We start from the raw sequence: 14469 nt of genomic DNA, 5'->3' as shown, positions 1-14469 counted from the left end.
CCACCGTTGTGGGTAAAGGACGCGTCGCCGCACCGTCGGCGTCGACGCGAGCGGGGAGGACCTAGGGTCGGGCCATGACTGCGCAGCGCTTCCGTGGACCGGTCCTGCCCGACGGAGAGGCGCGCGACCTCTACGTCGTCGGTGGCCGCATCACCTACGAGCCGCAGGCCGGAGCCGACACCGTCGCCGAGGGCTGGATCGTCCCCGGCCTGGTCGACGCGCACTGCCACCTCGGGCTCGACGACTTCGGTGCCACCGACGACGCGGCCACCGAGCAGCAGGCGATCGCCGACCGCGACGGCGGGGCGCTCCTGATCCGGGACGCCGGTTCGGCCGCCGACACGCGCTGGATCCACGACCGCGACGACCTGCCCCGGCTGATCCGCTGCGGTCGGCACATCGCCGCGACGAAGCGCTACATCCGCGGCTACGCCCACGAGGTGGAGCCGGCCGACCTGGCGTCGTACGCCGCCCAGGAGGCCCGCAACGGCGACGGCTGGATCAAGCTGGTCGGCGACTGGATCTCGCGCGACGAGGGCGACCTCGCCCCGTCGTTCCCTGCGGAGGCCTTCGCCGACGCCATCGCCGCCGCGCACGCCGAGGGTGCCAAGGTGACGGCGCACTGCTTCGGCCACGGCGTGCTGCCCGGGCTGATCGAGGCGGGCATCGACTGCATCGAGCACGGCACCGGTCTCACCGAGGACCTGATCGACGCGATGGTCCGGCACGGCACCCGGTTGGTGCCCACCGTCATGCAGCTCGACAAGTTCCCCGAGCACGCGGCAGCCGGGCAGGAGCGGTTCCCCGCCTACGCCGACACGATGGTCGGCCTCTACGACCGGATGCCCGCCACGATCATGGCGGCCTACGAGGCGGGGGTGCCGATCTACGCCGGCTCCGACGGGGGAGGCATCAGCCGCCACGGCAACATCGCGGGCGAGATCGAGGCGCTCGTCCGGATCGGGATGCCGGCCCACGACGCGCTCGGCGCCGCCAGCTGGCGGGCCCGGGAGTGGCTCGGGGTGGACGGCCTGGTCGAGGGCGCGTCGGCGGACTTCGTCGTCTACGACCGCGACCCGCGCGGCGACCTGTCCGTGCTGCGCACGCCCACCGCGATCGTGCTCCGCGGTCGTGCCGTGGCGGGCTGACGCCACCGACGCCCGAGGGGCGGCCACCGGGTCGGGTGACCGCCCCTCGGAGGACGTGACGGCGATCAGGCGGTCGTGGTCTCGCCCTCGAGCTCGGCCTGGGCGGCCTTGACGTGCTCGCGTGCGGCGCGGAGGTCGGCCTTGCTGCTGGTGGCGGTGATCTCGAGCGCGGCGGCCTCTGCGGCCGCGAGGTGCGTGACGGCCTCAGGGTCGGCGGCAGCTGCCTCCTCGAGGCCCTCGACCTTCTTCACGATGGTGACGACGATGCGGAAGTTCTCCACACGGAAGGAGCGCAGCTCCTCGCGGGCCGCCCGGGTGTCGACCGTGCTGTCGGCCGCCTCGACGCTGGTCCTCAGCTCGGCGAGGGCGGTCCGAGCGTCGGTCACGTTGGCCACGACCTCGGTCTCGGTGTCGTCGACAAGGGCCTCGACGGCGGTGCTGGTCGAGAGCCGCTCGAGGCGCTTGTCCTTGCCCGCGATGTCCTTGAGCAGCTGCTTGGTCTGCGCCTTCACCGTCTTCGCCGGCTTGGTCGGCTTGTCCGGTGCGGCCACGGCGGTGGCGGCCAGCGCGGACGGCGCGACCAGCGCGGCGGTGGCAAGGGCAGTGGCGGTGATACGCCGGGTGGTGTTCATCTGAGAGTGCTCCTGTGATGGGGGGATGGAGTACTGGCAGCGACTCACCCTGCTGCAATCCACTGGTCCAGACAATTCGATGATCGGTCATCCCGCATGGTCACTTCGGGCCATGCCCCGTCCCGTTCCATCGGCACGAAACCGACTTGAGACCGACAGCCCGTCACGGTGGGATGGGGGCGTGAGCACCCTCGTCGACCTCTTCCCGCCCTTCGGCCTGCACGTGCAGGCCGGCCCGCTCGAGCTGCGCGGCCTGACCGACGAGCTCATCCTCGAGCTGTGCGATCTCGCCGAGAAGGGCATCCACGACCCGGCCGAGATGCCGTTCTACTTCCCGTGGACCGCCGCCGCGCCCGGTGAGCTCGCCCGCAACACCGCGGCGTACCACTGGTGCAAGCGGTCCACCTTCTCGCCCGAGGACTTCTGCCTCGACCTCGCCGTGGTCCTCGACGGCCGCGTGATCGGCGCCCAGGGGGTGGCTGCGAAGCACTTCCCGGTGACCCGGACCGGGGAGACGGGCTCGTGGCTGGGCCGCGAGTTCCAGGGCCGCGGGCTCGGCACGGCCATGCGCCGGGCGATGTGCGAGCTGCTCTTCGACCACCTCGGCTTCGAGGAGATCACCTCGGCTGCGTTCCTCGACAACCCGGCGTCGCTCGGCGTCTCCCGCAAGGTCGGCTACCGACCCACTGCGGTGAGCCGGATCAAGCGGCGTGAGGGCGAGCTGGCGCTCAACCAGGGTCTCGTCCTGACCCCCGAGACCTTCGTCCGGGACTCCGAGCCGATCCGCGTCAGCGGGGCGGAGGCGGTGCGTTCGTTCCTCGGGCTGGACGCCGGCTGAGGCTGGACGCCCTCCTCTGCCGTACCGGATTGGTCGAGCGCGGCCACCGTCTGGCAGACTCTTCCCTCGTGTCCTGCGTGCCCGGACCCTCTCATCCGAGCGACGCAGTGCCCTTCGAAGGACCAGCACCGGTGACCCCACCTGGGAACGGTCCCTCACCCACGACAATTCCTGAGGAGACACCACAAACGTGGCCGTCAAGATTCGTTTGAAGCGCCTGGGCAAGATCCGGGTGCCGCAGTACCGCATCGTCGTCGTCGACTCGCGCAAGAAGCGCGATGGTCGGGTGCTCGAGGAGATCGGCAAGTACCACCCGAAGGAGGAGCCCTCCTTCATCGAGGTGACCTCCGACCGGGCCCAGTACTGGCTCGGCGTGGGCGCGCAGCCCTCCGAGGCCGTCGAGGCGATCCTCAAGGTCACCGGCGACTGGCAGAAGTTCAAGGGCCTGCCGGGCGCCGAGGGCACCCTGAAGGTCAAGGAGCCCAAGCGCTCCAAGCTCGACATCTTCAACGAGGCCCTCAAGGAGGTGTCCGCCGAGTCGAAGGGCTCCGCGACCACCACCAAGAAGAAGGCCGAGAAGGCTGACAAGGCCGAGAAGACCGAGAAGGTCGAGGAGCCCGCCGCGGCGCCTGCCGAGGTTCCCGCGGACGAGACCCCCGAGGGCGCGGCCGACGCTGCCGAGGCCGCTGAGACGGTCACCGCTGAGGACGCCGGCAAGAGCGAGGCGTGAGCGACGTGCTCGCCGAGGCACTCGAGCACCTGGTGCGTGGCATCGTCGACCACCCCGACGACGTCGTGGTCCGCAACAAGGAGCTGCGTCGCGGCTCGATCCTCGAGGTCCGGGTGCACCCCGACGACCTCGGCAAGGTGATCGGACGCAACGGCCGCACCGCGACCGCCTTCCGCACCGTCGTCTCGGCCCTCGCCGGCCGTGGCGGTGCGCGGGTCGACTTCGTCGACACCGACCGGCGCCGCTGAGCCCAGCACCGTCCGTCGACGGGCGTCACCCCACAGGGGTGGCGCCCGTCGCGCATTTCGCGGCCCGTTCAGCGATCCCCGGTCAGCCGGGGATCGCTGAGCTTGTCGGCCCGTGCACGGCCTGACAACCTCTGGGATCCCCGGTCGACCGGGGATCCATGGTGCGGCGATAACCTCGGCGGGTGAGTGATCAGGAACGGGCCGGCATCGAGGTCGTCATCGGCCGGATCGGCAAGCCCCACGGCATCCGCGGCGAGGTCACCCTCGACGTACGCACCGACGAGCCCGAGCGGCGCTTCGCCCCCGGTACGACGCTGCGCGCGGAGGCACCCGCCGGCGCCGACCGGCGCCCCTCCAGCCTGACCGTCGCCCGCGCCCGCTGGCACCAGACCACCCTTCTCGTGACCTTCGAGGAGCTGGCCGACCGCAACGCTGCCGAGGCCGCGCGCGGCACCGTCCTGCATGCGACCATCGCGCACGACGAGACGCCCGAGGACCCCGATGAGTACTACGACCACCAGCTCGTCGGGCTCGACGTGGTCGACCTCGACGGCTCGCCGCTCGGCACGGTGAAGGCCATGGTCCACGGGTCGGCGCAAGACCTCCTGACCGTCCGCACGCCCGACGGGCGCGACACGCTGGTGCCGTTCGTGTCCGCGCTCGTGCCCGAGGTGGACCTCACGGCCGGCCGCATCGTGGTCGCCGACCGGCCGGGCCTGGTGTCGCCGTTCCCCGACGACGCACCTGACGAAGCACCCGAGGGCGCAGGCGAGCCGCAGTCGTGAGGATCGACGTCGTCACGATCTTCCCCGACTACCTCGCGCCGCTGGAGCTGAGCCTGCCGGGCAAGGCCCGCGACAAGGGGCTGCTCGACATCGAGGTCCACGACCTGCGCCAGTGGACCGACGACCGTCACCGCACCGTCGACGACACGCCCTACGGCGGCGGCGCCGGCATGGTCATGAAGCCGGAGCCCTGGGGCCAGGCGCTCGACGCGGTGGCCGCGGGAGCGACGATCGTCTTCACCACGCCGAGCGGTGAGCCGTTCACGCAGGCGCTCGCCCACGAGCTGAGCGAGCAGGAGCACCTCGTCTTCGCCTGCGGGCGCTACGAGGGCATCGACCAGCGGGTCATCGAGCACGCCGCCACCCTCGGCACGGTGAGGGAGGTGTCGCTCGGCGACTACGTCCTCAACGGTGGGGAGGTCGCCGCGCTGGCCATCACCGAGGCGGTCGTACGCCTGCTGCCCGGCTTCATGGGCAACGCCGAGTCACTGGTCGAGGAGTCGCACGCCGACGGCCTGCTGGAGTACCCCGTCTACACCAAGCCGGCCTCGTGGAACGGACGCGACGTCCCCGAGGTGCTGCTGTCGGGCGACCACGCGCGGATCGCTGCGTGGCGTCGCGAGCAGGCGGAGCGGCGCACCGCCGACCGCCGTCCCGACCTGCTGCCGGCGACCGGGCTCGTCGCCGAGCTCGCCGACCTCGACGTACGCCCCGCGGTCCCCGCCGACGCCGGGGAGCTCTACACGCTGCAGCGTGCCTGCTGGCTGCAGGAGATGGAGGCCAACCCGGGGGTCGACATCCCGGCGCTGCGCGAGACGCTCGACGACGTACGCCGGGGGGTGGGGGAGTGGACCGTGAGGGTCGCCCGTGAGCCGTCGTCCGGCCGCCTCGTGGGCGCCGTCCGCGGGCGGCTCGACGCGCACGGCGAGTGGGACATCGGGCGGATCATGGTGGCGCCCGACCTGCAGGGCCGCGGCCTGGGCCGGGCGCTCCTGGAGCTGGTCGAGGACCTCGCGCCCGCGGACGTCACGACCTACGTCCTGTTCACCGGCGCCGGGTCCCTGGACAACCAGCGGATGTACAAGAAGGCCGGGTTCAGGCTGCGGCCGGACCGCAAGGCGCCGCCGGGTGCCGTCGTGATGACCAAGCAGGCCCGACGTCGGATTTCACGCTGACGTCACGCTCTGGCAGACTTCACCCTTGGTCCGCTCGAGGCCAGGGTCGCCCGGATGCATCACCGATGCGCCGCGCCGGGGTCCCGCCGTACCGCACCTGCCACAGGGGGCGCGCCGGCCGGCCGCACCGAGCACCAGCCAATTCCATCACCACCTGATTCCGCGGCTGACCTGTGGCACTCGCGAGGAGCAACGTCATGACCAATGTCATCGCCGACCTCGGCACCGCCCTCAAGCGCGACGACGTCCCGGCCTTCCGCGCCGGCGACACCGTCAAGGTCCACGTCAAGGTCATCGAGGGCAGCCGCTCGCGTGTCCAGGTCTTCCAGGGCGTCGTGATCCGCGTCCACGGCTCGGGCATCGGCCGCACCTTCACCGTCCGCAAGGTCTCCTTCGGCGTCGGCGTCGAGCGCACCTTCCCGGTGAACTCCCCGATCTTCGAGACGATCGAGATCGTGACCCGCGGTGACGTGCGTCGCGCCAAGCTCTACTACCTGCGCAACCTGCGCGGCAAGGCTGCCAAGATCAAGGAGCGCCGCGAGGCGTGATCTGTCGCACCGCGCCGCGAGGCGTGGGTTCGACCAGGGACTGGTTAGTCTCTGCGAGTGACTTCTGACGACCGCGGTTTCTCGTCCCTCTCAGCGGGTGAGGAACCGCGGTCGTCGCGTCTTGGCGAGCAGTCGGAGGATGACGCGATGAGTGGTCGCACCCAGCACGAACCGGAGAAGAAGACCGGCCGGAGCAAGCGCAAGCAGCTGCCGCTGTGGCAGGAGACGATCCTGCTGCTCGGCGTCGCGCTGGTGCTCGCGATCGTCATCAAGACGTTCTTCGTCCAGGCCTTCTACATCCCCTCGGAGTCCATGGAGCCGGGGCTGATCCTCAACGACCGGATCCTCATCCAGAAGGTCTCCTACTGGGGCGACGGCGAGCCCGAGCGCGGCGACGTCGTGGTCTTCAAGGACCCGGGTGGCTGGCTGCCGCCGATCGACTCGGCGGGCCCCACCAACCCCGTCGCCAAGGTGATGGCCAAGGTCGGCCTCTACCCGACCGGCGGCCACCTCGTGAAGCGCGTGATCGGCGTCGCCGGCGACACCATCGAGTGCTGCGACGCGCAGGGCCGCCTCATCGTCAACGGGCATCCCCTCGACGAGTCCGACTACGTCAAGCGCGGCGGCGCGACCTGCAACGGCCCGATGCCCACCAACGGCGCGTGCGACGAGAAATGGTCCGTGGGGCCCATCCCCGGCGGCCACATCTTCGTGATGGGCGACAACCGCTCGCGCTCGGCCGACAGCTCGCAGAAGATGTGCCAGTCCGACGAGACCGAGTGCGTGCCCGGCGACGAGTTCGTCCCGGTCGACCTGGTCGTCGGCAAGGTCTTCGTGCTCCTGTGGCCCGCCGACCGCTTCCGCTGGAACACCCGTCCGGACACGTTCGAGGACGTGCCGGACCCGTCCCCGTGACCGTGTCCACCCAGCTCCCGCCCCAACCCCTCCCCGGAGGCGTGACCGTCCGTCGCGACGCCGGGATCTACGGCTACGAGCGCGCCCTGCGCCGGGCCGGGCTGGAGCCGATCGCGGGGGTCGACGAGGCGGGACGCGGAGCATGCGCCGGTCCGCTCGTCGCGGGCGCGGTGATCCTCCCGCCGGGCAAGGCGGGCGTCGTGCCGGGGCTGGCCGACAGCAAGCTCCTCACCGAGGCCGCGCGTGAGCGGGTCTACGCCCAGGTCGTGCGCCGGGCGCTGGCGTGGTCCGTCGTGGTCATCGACAACGACGAGTGCGACCGGCTCGGCATGCACGTCGCCAACCTCGAGGCGCTCCGACGCGCGGTCGCCCGCCTCGGGACGCGTCCGTCGTACGTCCTCACCGACGGGTTCCCCGTCGACGGCCTCGGCGTCCCCGGCCTCGCGGTCTGGAAGGGCGACCGGGTCGCCGCGTGCATCGCCGCCGCCTCGGTCATCGCCAAGGTGACCCGCGACCGGTTGATGGTCGGGCTCCACGACGAGTGGCCCGACTACGACTTCCGCACCCACAAGGGCTACATCACCGCCGACCACGAGGCGGCGCTGGCGCAGCACGGTCCGTGCCCGCTCCACCGGATGCGGTTCATCAACGTGCGGCGCGCGGCGGGTCTCGAGCCGGTCCCGGGGGCAGAGGTGGCTAGTGTCGGCCCCACGCCGGACAGCACCACCGAGGAGGACAGATGAGCGCCGAGGATCTCGAGAAGTACGAGACCGAGATGGAGCTCACCCTCTATCGCGAGTACCGCGACGTCGTGGGCATCTTCAAGTACGTCGTGGAGACCGACCGCCGCTTCTACCTCTGCAACCAGGTCGACGTGAAGGCCCGCTCCGAGAGCGGCGACGTGTTCTTCGAGGTCTCGATGACCGACGCCTGGGTCTGGGACATGTACCGCCCCGCGCGGTTCGCGAAGAACGTGAAGGTGCTGACGTTCAAGGACGTCAACGTCGAGGAGCTCGCGCCGCAGGACATCGACCCGCCCAAGGACTGAGGTCCGGGCGGGCGCTGGTCGGCGCTGGTCTGCCCAGTCGGCCCAGGTCGGTCCGCCCGCGGACCTGGCCACGGATCGTCCACAGGCGACCTCCTCCGGCCGATCTCCACAGGCCGCCGCCCGGACCGTCGATGGGCGTCGGTGGGGCGCGGTGTGCTGGTTCCTCCCGAACCTGCCCACCGGAAGGCGCCCACGATGGCCCGACGACCTGCCGCTTCCCCCTTCGCCCTCGACCCCGGCGCCGAGCACCGCCGCCGGCTGGGGGAGCGCGGCGAGACGATCGCGGCGCGACACCTCTGCCGGCTCGGGCTGGTCCTGCTCGACCGCAACTGGCGCTGCGACGCGGGCGAGATCGACCTGGTGCTGCGTGACGGCAACGTCCTGGTGATCTGCGAGGTCAAGACCCGCACCTCGACCGACTACGGCGCACCGCTCGAGGCGGTCGACCGACGCAAGGCCGACCGCCTGAGACGGCTCGGCGCGCGGTGGCTGCTCGTGCACGACTGCCATCCCGACGACGTCCGCATCGACCTGGTGGGCGTGCTGGCCCCACGCGGTGGACCGGTCGAGGTCGAGCACGTCGAGGGGGTCTGCTGATGGCCTTCGCGACCGCTCGCTCGTTGGCGCTCAAGGGCGCCGACGGCCACGTGATCGACGTCCAGGTCGACGTCTCCCCGGGCCTGGTCAACACCACGATCGTCGGCCGGGTGGACAAGACCCTGTCCGAGGCGCGCGACCGCGTGCGGATGGCGATCAACAACGACTGCGGACGGTGGCCGGCGACCAAGCGGGTGACGATCCTGCTCGCGCCCGCCGACCTCCCCAAGAGCGGCACCCACTACGACCTCGCGATCGCGATGGCGGTCATGGCGGCCGACAAGAAGCACGAGGAGCTGACGCCCGACCTGCTGGAGGGGTGGGCGTTCATCGGCGAGCTGTCCGTGGCCGGGGCCCTGCGACCGGTGCCGGGGGTGCTGCCCATGGTCATCGCCGCTGCCGCCCACGGCATCACCCGCGTCTTCGTGCCCGAGCCCCAGGCCGGCGAGGCCGGCCTCGTCCCGGGGATGACGGTCTTCGGTGTCCGCTCGCTGGCCCAGGTGTCGGCCGTGCTCCGCGGCGCCGAGGTGCCCGAGGCCGACCCGGTCGTCGGTCCCTCGTCCAGCCCGTTGTCGACCTGGCGGGGCGAGGACCGCCTGGCCGACGTCGACCTGCGCGACCTCGACGGGCTCGAGGACGTCCGCTACGCCGTCGAGGTGGCCGCGGCGGGCGGCCACCCCACGATGCTGATCGGCCCCCGCGGGACCGGCAAGACGTCGATCGCCGAGCGGATCCCGACGATCCTTCCCGACCTGACGACCGAGCAGGCGCTCGAGGTCACCGCACTGCACTCCGTCGCCGGCGTCCTCCCGCAGGGAAGCGGGCTGGTGCGGCGACCACCGTGGTTCGCCCCGCACCACTCGGCGACCGCGGCGAGCGTGCTCGGCGGCGGCACCGGCCGGGTGCGGCCCGGGCAGGTCAGCCTCGCGCACCACGGCGTGCTGTTCCTCGACGAGTTCCCGCACTTCCGCGCCGACGTCGTCGAGGCGATGCGGCAGCCGCTCGAGTCGGGGGAGGTGACGATCGCCCGCGGGGAGGAGTCCGCCACCTACCCGGCCCGCTCGCTGGTCGTCCTGGCGGCCAACCCGTGCCCGTGCGGCAACTTCCACGGCCTCTCGGGAGGCAGCTGCGAGTGCACCGAGCTCCAGCGCACCCACTACCGCCGCAAGCTCACTGGCCCGATCCTCGACCGGGTCGACATCTGGATGGAGGTGCGACCCCAGGGCCGCCGGCGAGGGATGTCCTTCGGGCCGGAACCGGAGTCCTCCGCCGACGTCCGAGCCCGGGTGGTCGAGGCCAGGCTGCGCCAGGCCCGCCGCTACCGCGACTGCTCGTGGCTCCTCAACGCCTCGTGTCCCGGTCCGGTCCTGGTCGAGCGGTGGCCGCTGGAGCCCGACGGCCAGCGACTCGTCGACAAGGAGCTGTCCGACGGCAAGCTCACCCGGCGTGGGCTGACCCGCGTGCAGCGCCTGGCCTGGACCGTGGCGGACTGCTCGGGGGTGCCGAGGCCGGGGGAGCGCGAGGCCGAGATCGCGTTGGCGCTGCGGTCCGACGACTCCGCGCGCTCGCTGCCGGCGAGCGTGGTTCGAGTGGCGTCATGAGTGCCGCACGCATGCGGTCAGCGCCGCCAGGCACCGAGCCGGTGGGTCAGGTGCCCGAGGCCGAGCGCCTCGCCCGGGTGGCCCTGAGCTGCGCGGTGGAGCCCGGTGACGGCACGACGTCGTCCCTCATCCGCCAGATGGGCGCGAAGCGCGCGCTGGCGAAGGCGCAGTCCGCGACCGAGGGCGAGCCCGGGGAGATGCTGGCGCAGCGGCTGGCCGAGATCGACCCGGTCCGCCAGCTCGACCAGGCCGCCCGCTGCGGCATCCGCTTCCTCGTCCCGGGCGACCCCGAGTGGCCCACCAGCCTCGACGAGCTCGACGACGCCATCACCGTGGAGGGGTTCGGAGGCACGCCTCCGGGCCTGTGGGTGAAGGGTCCGATGCCGCTCACCGAGCTCGCCACCTCGGTCGCGGTGGTCGGCTCACGAGCCGCCTCGGTCTACGGCGTCGAGCTGGCCCGCGCGGTGTGCGAGCACCTCGCGCTCTCGGGTGTGCCGGTCGTCTCGGGCGGGGCTCTCGGCATCGACTTCGAGGCTCACAACGCAACGCTGTCCGCCGACGGCGTCACTGCCGCGGTCCTGGCCTGCGGGGTGGACCGGGTCTATCCCCAGCAGAACCGACCCCTGCTCCAGCACCTCGCCGCCGAGTTCGCGGTCGTGTCCGAGCAACCGCCCGCGTCGGCGCCGACGCGACCGCGCTTCCTGGCGCGCAACCGGTTGATCGCCGCCATGACCAACGGCACCGTGGTGGTCGAGGCGGCCCTGCGCAGTGGCGCCCTCAACACCGCAGGGTGGGCCGAGAGCCTGAACCGCCACGTGATGTGCGTGCCGGGCCCGGTCACCAGCTACACCTCGCAGGGCGTGAACAACTTCCTCCGGGAGGGCCGGGGCACCGTGGTCACCCACGGCGCCGAGGTGCTCGAGCTGGTCGGTGCAGCGGGGCAATACCTGGTCGACCCCCCGCGGGGCGAGCACCGGCCGCGCGACGCGCTCACCCCGACCGAGCAGACCGTCGTGGAGTGGGTTCCGGTCAGCGAGTCGGCGGGGGTCGAGTCGATCTCACGCCTGTGCGGGCTCGCGCTCCGCACCACCGAGGGCGCGTTGCGCCGGCTGAGGTCCAAGGGGTTCGTCCAGCTGACCGATGAGGGGTGGCGCCTCGTGCCTGACGTGTGAGCCGTCTCCGCCCGCCTACGCTGCGGGGGTGAGCAAGCCGGAGGCGTCCGACCAGGAGCAGGGGGAGGGACTGCCCGAGTCCTTCGTCCGCCTGCTGGGTGACTACGAGCGCCACCTCGTCTCCGAGCGCGACCTCGCCCCCCACACCGTGCGCGCCTACCTCGGCGACGTCGCCGGACTGCTCGACCACTGCCAACGGCTCGGAGTCACCGACGTGACCGACCTCGACCTCCGCGCGCTGCGCAGCTGGCTGGCGCGACTCCAGACCACGGGCCGCAGCCGGACGACGATCGCACGGCGCGCCACGGCCGCACGGGTGTTCACGGCCTGGCTGCACCGGACCGGCCGGCTGCCGACCGACCCGGGCGCTGCGCTCGGCTCGCCCAAGAAGCACAAGACCCTCCCGCCGGTCCTGCGCGCCGACGAGGCCGAGTCGCTCATCCGGTCGGCGGCCGACCTCGCCGACGACGGCAGCCCCGTCGGGCTACGCGACGTCGCGATGCTCGAGCTGCTCTACGCGACCGGCATCCGGGTCGGCGAGCTCGTCGGGCTCGACATCGACGACGTCGACGACGAGCGCCGGGTGGTGCGCGTCTTCGGCAAGGGCCGCAAGGAACGCTCCGTGCCCTACGGCACGCCGGCCGGCCGGGCCGTCGACCGCTGGCTGGCCACCGGCCGGCCCCACCTGCGCGTCGAGGGCTCCGGCCCGGCACTGTTCCTGGGCGTGCGCGGTCGGCGGATCGACCAGCGGGCGGTCCGCGATCTCGTGCACCGCCGCATCGCCGACGTACCGGGAGCGCCCGACATCGGGCCGCACGGCCTGCGCCACACTGCCGCCACCCACCTGCTCGAGGGAGGGGCCGACCTCCGCTCGGTCCAGGAGCTGCTCGGCCACGCCTCGCTCGCCACCACCCAGCTCTACACCCACGTCACGACCGACCGGCTGCGTCGGGCGTACCAGCAGGCCCACCCCCGCGCCTGAGCGACCGACCAGCCTCCGGATGAGGGCGGCTGCGTCATACGAACCAGCACGTACGGGTTCGGGTCTGCATGACGCAGCGAGCGGCGGCCGGGAGCGAGGGGCCAGCGGGCGTGCGGACGGGTCAGGTCAGGCGACCCACTCGACCGGGCGGCGCCAGCTCGAGAGCGGCGGGCTCCACGGGAGCCGGACCGTGACCGGGTCGTCGCGCCACAGCGGCAGCAGCCGCACCGGGCCGCCGCCGACGAGCGACAGCGGGTCGAGGTACGTCCGGGCGTCGCCGTCGCCCTCGACCAGGCCCCAGTGCAGGCAGGCGGCGGGGAAGCAGTGGCTGTCGGCGACCACCAGGCGCCCCAGCACGTCACCGGCGGCCACCACCTGGCCGCGCTCGACGGACGCGACGACCGGCTCGTACGTCGTACGACGACCGTCGTGCAGCACGGTGACGACCGGCTTGCCGCCGATCGAGCCCGCGAAGCCGACCGTGCCGGCCAGCGCCGCGCGGACCGCCTGGCCGGGCGACCCGGCGAGGTCGACGCCTCGGTGCCCGGCGGCGTAGGGGTTCGGCGGCGGCTCGAAGTGGCGGACGACGTCGGGTCGGGGATCGAGGGGCCACACGCCGACGGGGTCCTCGGGACTCGCGTGTGCCGGTCCGGCGACGCCGGAGAGGATCAGGTGGACCAGCGCCAGGAGGACAGCTCCGAGAACGGCTCGCATCGGCCGATCCTCACCCGGTCCGCGCCGCCGGACGAGGGGCGACGACGCCGCCTGTGGAGGGGCTCCCGGAGCCCCCGGTTGTGGACGCCTGGCGGCCACCGGATCCACGCTCGGTCCACGCTCGGAGGAGGGGGCGACAGTGATTCGCCTCGCGGGGAGCCTCTGGCCTACGATGTGCGGAGCAGTCCACCCGGACTGACTTCGCACGCTCGCYGACCGTGCCCGGGATGCTCTTCGATCTCGGACCACCCGCGGGCGTCGGTCCTCAGTTCCCACCAGCTCCACCGGTGCGGATCGGACCGGCGTGTGAGCGTCAGGGCTCCCGGCTCCCGCCGGGCGCATCAACTGTAAACAACAGGAGCTCGCTCCCGGTCCGACCTGTCGAAGGTCGGGCATGTCGGTGAGCGTCTCCGTCACACCAGGAGAACCCATGGCAGTCGTCACCATGCGCCAGCTGCTCGAGAGCGGCGTCCACTTCGGTCACCAGACCCGTCGTTGGAACCCCAAGATGAAGCGCTTCATCATGACCGAGCGCAACGGCATCTACATCATCGACCTGCAGCAGTCGCTCGCCTACATCGACCGCTCCTACGCCTTCGTCAAGGAGACCGTCGCCAAGGGCGGCGTCATCATGTTCGTCGGCACCAAGAAGCAGGCCCAGGAGGCCATCGCCGAGCAGGCGACGCGCGTCGGGATGCCCTACGTCAACCAGCGTTGGCTCGGCGGCATGCTCACGAACTTCCAGACCGTGCACCAGCGGATCAACCGCCTCAAGGAGCTCGACGAGATCGACTTCGACGACGTCGCGGGCTCCAACCGCACGAAGAAGGAGCTCCTCCAGATGCGCCGCGAGCGCACCAAGCTGGACAAGACGCTCGGCGGCATCCGTGACATGACGAAGGTCCCCTCCGCGGTGTGGATCGTCGACACCAACAAGGAGCACCTTGCCGTCGAGGAGGCGCGCAAGCTCCGGATCCCGATCATCGGCATCCTCGACTCCAACTGCGACCCCGACCTGGTCGACTTCCCGATCCCGGGCAACGACGACGCCATCCGCGCGGTCGGCCTGCTGACCCGCGTGGTCGCCGACGCCGTCGCCGAGGGCCTCATCGCCCGCTCCGGTGTCAAGGCCGGCGACGCCGACGAGTCCGTCGGTGCCGAGGAGCCCCTCGCCGAGTGGGAGCGCGAGCTCCTCGGTGGCGACGCCGAGAAGGCCGCCGCGGCCGCCACGGGTGACGCTGCTGCCGAGACCCCGGCCGCCGAGGCCACCGGTGCCGCGTCCGAGGCCCCGCAGGCCGACGCCGCTGCCGACGCCGTGACCGAGGCGCCCGCCGAG

At 72.1% G+C, this 14469-nt stretch carries 17 protein-coding genes; 15 read left to right on the top strand and 2 right to left on the bottom strand.

From position 1 onward, the window contains the following. The first annotated feature begins 74 nt into the window (after window positions 1–74). Window positions 75–1148 (top strand): amidohydrolase family protein, encoded by a 1074-nt coding sequence (locus AC1DP1_RS21255; protein WP_477508528.1) that lies wholly within the window; start codon window positions 75–77, stop codon window positions 1146–1148. 65 nt (window positions 1149–1213) lie between these two features. On the opposite strand, the gene AC1DP1_RS21250 is transcribed toward AC1DP1_RS21255, so the two are convergent. After that, the gene (locus AC1DP1_RS21250; RefSeq protein ID WP_477508527.1) at window positions 1214–1780 is read right to left on the bottom strand and encodes a hypothetical protein; all 567 of its coding nucleotides are present in this window, start codon (window positions 1778–1780) and stop codon (window positions 1214–1216) included. Window positions 1781–1961: 181 nt separating this feature from the next. Here AC1DP1_RS21250 and AC1DP1_RS21245 point away from each other — a divergent pair, with 181 nt between their 5' ends. The 13 genes from AC1DP1_RS21245 to AC1DP1_RS21185 all read left to right on the top strand — a co-directional run bounded on the left by AC1DP1_RS21245 (window position 1962) and on the right by AC1DP1_RS21185 (window position 12419). Further along, on the top strand, window positions 1962–2618 hold the full coding sequence (locus tag AC1DP1_RS21245) for a GNAT family N-acetyltransferase (RefSeq protein WP_477508526.1): 657 nt from the start codon (window positions 1962–1964) through the stop codon (window positions 2616–2618). A gap of 190 nt (window positions 2619–2808) precedes the next feature. After that, window positions 2809–3348 (top strand): 30S ribosomal protein S16, encoded by a 540-nt coding sequence (gene rpsP / locus AC1DP1_RS21240; protein ID WP_477508525.1) that lies wholly within the window; start codon window positions 2809–2811, stop codon window positions 3346–3348. Window positions 3349–3353: 5 nt separating this feature from the next. Next, window positions 3354–3596, top strand: a complete 243-nt coding sequence (locus AC1DP1_RS21235; RefSeq protein WP_457191184.1) for an RNA-binding protein — start codon at window positions 3354–3356, stop codon at window positions 3594–3596. A 182-nt stretch (window positions 3597–3778) separates the two neighbouring features. After that, window positions 3779–4381 (top strand): ribosome maturation factor RimM, encoded by a 603-nt coding sequence (rimM, locus tag AC1DP1_RS21230; protein ID WP_477508524.1) that lies wholly within the window; start codon window positions 3779–3781, stop codon window positions 4379–4381. Next, complete coding sequence (trmD, locus tag AC1DP1_RS21225) at window positions 4378–5556, top strand: tRNA (guanosine(37)-N1)-methyltransferase TrmD (RefSeq protein ID WP_477508523.1); 1179 nt, start codon at window positions 4378–4380, stop codon at window positions 5554–5556. The genes rimM and trmD overlap by 4 nt, the downstream gene beginning before the upstream one ends. 197 nt (window positions 5557–5753) lie before the next feature. Continuing rightward, on the top strand, window positions 5754–6104 hold the full coding sequence (rplS, locus tag AC1DP1_RS21220) for a 50S ribosomal protein L19 (protein ID WP_300045758.1): 351 nt from the start codon (window positions 5754–5756) through the stop codon (window positions 6102–6104). A 147-nt stretch (window positions 6105–6251) separates the two neighbouring features. After that, a complete protein-coding gene (gene lepB, locus AC1DP1_RS21215) occupies window positions 6252–7019 on the top strand; it encodes a signal peptidase I (RefSeq protein WP_477508522.1) in 768 nt (255 codons plus the stop codon). 41 nt (window positions 7020–7060) lie between these two features. Beyond that, window positions 7061–7762, top strand: a complete 702-nt coding sequence (locus AC1DP1_RS21210; RefSeq protein WP_477508521.1) for a ribonuclease HII — start codon at window positions 7061–7063, stop codon at window positions 7760–7762. Next, entirely contained in the window at window positions 7759–8067 is a 309-nt protein-coding gene (locus tag AC1DP1_RS21205) for a DUF2469 domain-containing protein (protein WP_172259171.1), read from the top strand. The genes AC1DP1_RS21210 and AC1DP1_RS21205 overlap by 4 nt, the downstream gene beginning before the upstream one ends. A 195-nt stretch (window positions 8068–8262) precedes the next feature. Continuing rightward, entirely contained in the window at window positions 8263–8664 is a 402-nt protein-coding gene (locus AC1DP1_RS21200; protein WP_477508520.1) for a YraN family protein, read from the top strand. Beyond that, a complete protein-coding gene (locus AC1DP1_RS21195) occupies window positions 8664–10265 on the top strand; it encodes a YifB family Mg chelatase-like AAA ATPase (RefSeq protein WP_477508519.1) in 1602 nt (533 codons plus the stop codon). Before AC1DP1_RS21200 ends, AC1DP1_RS21195 begins: the two co-directional genes overlap by 1 nt. Continuing rightward, a complete protein-coding gene (gene dprA, locus AC1DP1_RS21190) occupies window positions 10262–11437 on the top strand; it encodes a DNA-processing protein DprA (RefSeq protein WP_477508518.1) in 1176 nt (391 codons plus the stop codon). The genes AC1DP1_RS21195 and dprA overlap by 4 nt, the downstream gene beginning before the upstream one ends. Before the next feature lie 28 nt (window positions 11438–11465). Then, window positions 11466–12419 (top strand): tyrosine recombinase XerC, encoded by a 954-nt coding sequence (locus AC1DP1_RS21185; RefSeq protein WP_457191178.1) that lies wholly within the window; start codon window positions 11466–11468, stop codon window positions 12417–12419. 126 nt (window positions 12420–12545) lie between these two features. Here the strand turns inward: AC1DP1_RS21185 and AC1DP1_RS21180 are convergent, their stop codons facing one another. After that, complete coding sequence (locus AC1DP1_RS21180; protein ID WP_477508517.1) at window positions 12546–13133, bottom strand: M23 family metallopeptidase; 588 nt, start codon at window positions 13131–13133, stop codon at window positions 12546–12548. Window positions 13134–13563: 430 nt separating this feature from the next. Here AC1DP1_RS21180 and rpsB point away from each other — a divergent pair. Then, a partial coding sequence (rpsB, locus tag AC1DP1_RS21175; RefSeq protein ID WP_477508516.1) for a 30S ribosomal protein S2 occupies window positions 13564–14469 on the top strand: 906 nt, incomplete at its 3' end.

This window comes from Nocardioides sp. P4_G10, assembly GCF_056401175.1.
This window is presented reverse-complemented; position numbering and strand designations above follow the sequence as displayed.

Coding starts and splice junctions, on each gene's coding strand:
- AC1DP1_RS21255 (WP_477508528.1), top strand. CDS start 75: ATGACTGCGCAGCGCTTCCGTGGACCGGTCCTGCCCGACGGAGAGGCG.
- AC1DP1_RS21250 (WP_477508527.1), bottom strand. CDS start 1,780: ATGAACACCACCCGGCGTATCACCGCCACTGCCCTTGCCACCGCCGCG.
- rplS (WP_300045758.1), top strand. CDS start 5,754: ATGACCAATGTCATCGCCGACCTCGGCACCGCCCTCAAGCGCGACGAC.
- lepB (WP_477508522.1), top strand. CDS start 6,252: ATGAGTGGTCGCACCCAGCACGAACCGGAGAAGAAGACCGGCCGGAGC.
- AC1DP1_RS21205 (WP_172259171.1), top strand. CDS start 7,759: ATGAGCGCCGAGGATCTCGAGAAGTACGAGACCGAGATGGAGCTCACC.
- AC1DP1_RS21200 (WP_477508520.1), top strand. CDS start 8,263: ATGGCCCGACGACCTGCCGCTTCCCCCTTCGCCCTCGACCCCGGCGCC.
- AC1DP1_RS21195 (WP_477508519.1), top strand. CDS start 8,664: ATGGCCTTCGCGACCGCTCGCTCGTTGGCGCTCAAGGGCGCCGACGGC.
- dprA (WP_477508518.1), top strand. CDS start 10,262: ATGAGTGCCGCACGCATGCGGTCAGCGCCGCCAGGCACCGAGCCGGTG.
- AC1DP1_RS21180 (WP_477508517.1), bottom strand. CDS start 13,133: ATGCGAGCCGTTCTCGGAGCTGTCCTCCTGGCGCTGGTCCACCTGATC.